Consider the following 4,238-nt stretch of genomic DNA (forward strand, 5'->3'; position numbering starts at 1 on the left):
GGCGCCTCGGCGTAGAGCCGCGAGAGGTAGCGCGACATCGCCCCCACCGGCGGCGCGATGGACATCTCGTTGTCGTTGAGGATCACGATCAACCGCCGGCCCTGATCGCCCGCGTGGTTCATCGCCTCGTAGGCCATGCCCGCGCTCATCGCGCCGTCGCCGATCACCGCGATGGAATCGCCGTGGCCCACCGGCGCGTCGCCGCCGAGGTCGGCCGCCACCTTGAAACCGAGCGCCGCGCTGATCGAGGTGGAGGAATGCGCCGCGCCGAAGGGATCGAACGGGCTTTCCGAGCGCTTGGTGAACCCCGAGAGCCCGTCCTTCTGGCGGATCGTTTGCATCCGCTCCCGCCGGCCGGTCAGGATCTTGTGCGGATAGGACTGATGGCTCACGTCCCAGATGATCTTGTCGCGCGGCGCGTCGAAGACCGCATGCAGCGCCACGGTCAGTTCGACGACGCCGAGACCGGCGCCGAGGTGCCCGCCCGTCTGGCTCACCGCCGCGATCGTCTCCGCGCGCAGTTCGTCGGCGAGCGTGGCGAGCTCAGCGTCCGAGTATCCCTTCAGGTCCGACGGTGTGCGCACCCGGTCGAGCAGGGGCGTCTCAGGGCCGTGGCTCATGCGCGCGCCTCCCGGGTCACGTTTCACGGGAAATAATGAAGCGGGCCAGCGCCTGCAAGGTTCCGGCCTCGGCGCCGAAGGGCGCCACGGCGTCGCAGGCGCGCTCCGCGAGCTCGGCCGCGCGCGCCCGCGCGCCGTCGGCCCCGAGAAGCGAGACGAAGGTCGCCTTGCCCGCCTCGGCGTCCTTCCTGAGCCGCTTGCCGGCGGTCTCCGCGTCGCCCTCCACGTCCAGCAGATCGTCCGCGATCTGGAAGGCGAGACCCAGCGCCGCGGCATAGGCGGTGAAGGGCGTCACGTCGGCACGCGCCAGCCGCGCGCCCGCCTCCGCCGCCCAGCCGAAGAGCGCGCCGGTCTTGCCGGCCTGCAGCGCCTCGATCTCGGCGAGGCCGAGCGGCACCTCCGCCGCCTCGGCGGCAATGTCGAGCGCCTGCCCCCGCACCATGCCGTGCGCGCCTGCCGCCCGCGCGAGCGTCAGCGCGAGTTCCGCGCGCACCGCCGCCTCCGGGTGGCACTCGGGCCGCAGCACCATCTCGAAGGCCGCGCTCTGCAGCGCGTCGCCGGCGAGCACCGCGGTCGCCTCGTCCCATTTCAGGTGAACCGTGGGCTGGCCCCGGCGCATGTCGTCGTCGTCCATGCAGGGCAGGTCGTCATGCACGAGGCTGTAGGCATGCACCGCCTCGATCGCGGCGGCCGGCCAGAGCGCGCGGGCCTCATCCTCGCCGCAGAGCCGTGCGCTCTCCAGCACAAGGAAGCCGCGCAGCCGCTTGCCGCCGCCCGCGGCATGGGCCATCGCCTGCGCCACCGGCAGATCGCCGTACTCGGCCAGCACATGCGCAAGGTGCGCGCCGACCGCGTCGGCCGCCGCGTCGAGCCGGTCGCGGAACACTCAGACGTCTCCGGCCGGCGTGGTCCCGGTGGGCTGCCCCTGCCCGTCGAGGGTGATCTGCGCCACCTTCTCCTCGGCCTCCTTGAGCTTGGTCTCGCAGCGTTTCTTCAGCTCCGCACCGCGCTCGTAGAGCCGGATCGAGTCCTCCAGCGCGACGTCGCCGCGCTCGAGCTTGGTGACCACGGCCTCCAGCTCGCGCATCGCCTCCTCGAAGCTCATCTCCGCCACCGGCGTCGCCTCGGTCATCCCGCGGCCTCCTTCAGTTCCGTGACATGCGCCCGCGCGCTCCGCGCCAGCGCCTCGAGGTCGTAGCCCCCTTCGAGCACGGAGACCAGACGCCCGCCGCAGATCGCGTCCGCGAGCGCGCAGAGCTCCCGCGTGAGCCAGGCGAAATCCTCGTCCAGCCATTCGAGATGCGCGAGCGGATCGGCGAGATGCGCGTCGAACCCGGCCGAGACGACGATCAGCTCCGGCGCGAAGGCGCGCACGCGTGGAAAGACCTCCTCGGTGTAGGCCGCGCGCATCCGCGCGCCATCCGTGCCCGGCGCGATCGGGACGTTCATCACGTTGCCGTAGGCGCCGGTCTCGTCGGGTTTGCCGGTCCCGGGCCAGAGCGGCATCTGGTGCGAGGAGACGAAGAGCGCGTTCGGTTCGTCCCAGAGGATGTCCTGCGTGCCGTTGCCGTGGTGCACGTCGAAATCCACGACCGCGACGCGCCCCATCCCGTGATGGTCCAGCGCATGACGGGCCGCGAGCGCCGCGTTGCCGAGCAGGCAGAACCCCATCGGCGTCTCCGTCTCGGCATGGTGGCCCGGCGGGCGCATCGCGCAGAAGGCGTTGCCCGCCTCGCCGCCCGCGACGAGATCCACCGCGCGCGTGGCCGCCCCTGCCGCGCGCCAGGCCGCCTCGACCGATCCCGGCGAGAGGAAGGTGTCCGCGTCGAGCTCGGCGAAGCCCTCGCGGGGGGCGTTCAGCCGCAGCATCTCGAGGTAGCTCTCGGGATGGATGCGCAGGAGATCGTCCTCGGCGGCCATCGGCGCGGTCACGCGCATCAGGTCCAGCCCCTCGAGCGCGTGCAGCACATGCTCGAGCCGCGCCACCCGCTCGGGATGGCCGGGCGGCGTGACATGGCCGAGCGCGTCGGCATGGGTCAGAAGCGCGGTCGTCATGGCCGAAGTAAAAACGTAATCCCGCTGCGCGCACAAGCCACCGCACATCGCCGGTGGCGCCGTCGGCACCCCCGCGCCGCACGCGATTGTCGCTGCAAACGCCATCCGCGCGCAGGCCGGCCCGCCCCCGGACCGCAGCGCCATGTTGAAGCCTGCCAGCAGCGGCTGTAACCTTCGGCCGAAAGGCCCGGACGGCGGCCGTCGGCGCGCGCACTGCGTCCGGATCGCAGGGACCCTCGTCGGGGACAGCGGCCATTTTCGACGTTTCCGGATGACTATGGCGGGTTGAAAGGAGTGCGCGGTGACGGTCTGGAATCTTGGCTCGATCAACGCCGATTTCGCCTATCGCGTGCCGCGCCTGCCAGCGCCGGGCGAAACGCTGGCCGCCGAGGGGCTGACGCGGGGCCTCGGCGGCAAGGGCGCGAATCTTTCGGTCGCCGCGGCGCGCGCGGCGGCACGGGTCGTGCACGTGGGCGCCGTGGGCCCGGATGGGCGCTGGGCGGTCGACCGGCTGATGGAATACGGCGTCGACGTGCGCCATGTATCCGAAGTGGGCGAGGTGACCGGCCACGCGGTGATCGCTGTCGCGCCCGGCGGCGAGAACAGCATTCTCGTCTGGCCCGGGGCCAACGCGGCGATCCCGCAGGCGACGCGGGACGCGCCGCTGGCCGAGGCGCGGGTCGGCGATCGCGCCGTCGCGCAGAACGAGACGAACGGGCAGGCGGCCTGGCTCGCAACGGCGAAGCGAATGGGGCTCGCCACGGCCTATGTCGCCGCGCCCTTCGACGGGCAGGCAGTGGGCGCGGTGCTCGACGTGCTGGACCTGCTGATCCTGAACGCCGTGGAGGCCGAGCAGCTCGAGGCGGCGCTCGGCCGGCGGATCGACGCGCTCGGCGTGCCGGACGTGCTCGTGACGCGGGGCGCGGAGGGCTGCCGCTGGCACGGGGCCGACGGCGCCCAGGACATCCCTGCCCCGCGCGTCGAGGCCGTGGACGCGACCGGCGCGGGCGACACCTTCGCGGGATATGTCCTCGCCGGGCTCGACCGCGGTCTGCCCATGGCACAGGCGATCGGGCAGGCGCAGGTGGCCGCGGCGCTCATGGTCGCGCGCCCGGGCACCGCCGACGCGATCCCCGATCTCAAGGAGGTGCAGGAGGCGCGACTCGGATCATGGCCCCCATGACCGCCGGGATGCTCGCCCGCCGCCGGCGCCCGGGCGGTCCGGCGCGGACGGGTCCCGATTACTCGCCCCGCGTCGCCGACAGGAAACCTCGCCTTTCCGGTCCGCGTATCGCCACGTCAATCGTCCGCCAGAGCCGCGCGTGAATAGCGCCGGGGTTGGGGGGGATGCCCGGCCGGAACTGTGACAGCCCGGCACAGCCGGATCTGCCCAACCGGAGCGCTCAGCAAGGATCGGAATCGTGATCGCCGGCCGCGCCTGCGACGCACGTGACGATCCGGGCCGGCGCGGTGCCCGCCGGGATCGCAACCCGGATTGTCGGCATCCTGGTCGCAATCCGGCCGGCTCATTCGGAGCAGAGGCGCGAGCGCGCTCGTTCGTGC

At 72.6% G+C, this 4,238-nt stretch carries 5 protein-coding genes; 1 reads left to right on the forward strand and 4 read right to left on the reverse strand.

All coding sequences use genetic code 11. The annotated features are described in order from the left end of the window. The 4 genes from ACESL7_RS13530 to ACESL7_RS13545 form a co-directional block, all read right to left on the reverse strand. On the reverse strand, positions 1–620 hold a 620-nt coding region (locus tag ACESL7_RS13530), incomplete at its 3' end, for a 1-deoxy-D-xylulose-5-phosphate synthase N-terminal domain-containing protein (RefSeq protein ID WP_372893837.1). 16 nt (positions 621–636) lie between these two features. Continuing rightward, positions 637–1,506, reverse strand: a complete 870-nt coding sequence (locus ACESL7_RS13535; RefSeq protein WP_372893838.1) for a polyprenyl synthetase family protein — start codon at positions 1,504–1,506, stop codon at positions 637–639. Further along, positions 1,507–1,752 carry an exodeoxyribonuclease VII small subunit gene (locus ACESL7_RS13540; protein ID WP_372893839.1) on the reverse strand — a complete coding sequence of 82 codons (246 nt, stop codon included), beginning with the start codon at positions 1,750–1,752 and terminating at the stop codon, positions 1,507–1,509. After that, complete coding sequence (locus ACESL7_RS13545) at positions 1,749–2,675, reverse strand: histone deacetylase family protein (protein WP_372893840.1); 927 nt, start codon at positions 2,673–2,675, stop codon at positions 1,749–1,751. Before ACESL7_RS13545 ends, ACESL7_RS13540 begins: the two co-directional genes overlap by 4 nt. A 301-nt stretch (positions 2,676–2,976) precedes the next feature. On the opposite strand from ACESL7_RS13545, the gene ACESL7_RS13550 reads away from it, so the two are divergent. Beyond that, positions 2,977–3,858 (forward strand): PfkB family carbohydrate kinase, encoded by an 882-nt coding sequence (locus tag ACESL7_RS13550; RefSeq protein WP_372893841.1) that lies wholly within the window; start codon positions 2,977–2,979, stop codon positions 3,856–3,858. The last annotated feature ends 380 nt before the right edge of the window (positions 3,859–4,238 follow it).

This window comes from Rhodosalinus sp. (genome assembly GCF_041685465.1).
GTDB lineage: Bacteria > Pseudomonadota > Alphaproteobacteria > Rhodobacterales > Rhodobacteraceae > Rhodosalinus.

Bases quoted from the DNA above. Each gene is read 5' to 3' on its own strand.
- ACESL7_RS13540 (WP_372893839.1), bottom strand. From the start codon at position 1,752: ATGACCGAGGCGACGCCGGTGGCGGAGATGAGCTTCGAGGAGGCGATG.
- ACESL7_RS13545 (WP_372893840.1), bottom strand. From the start codon at position 2,675: ATGACGACCGCGCTTCTGACCCATGCCGACGCGCTCGGCCATGTCACG.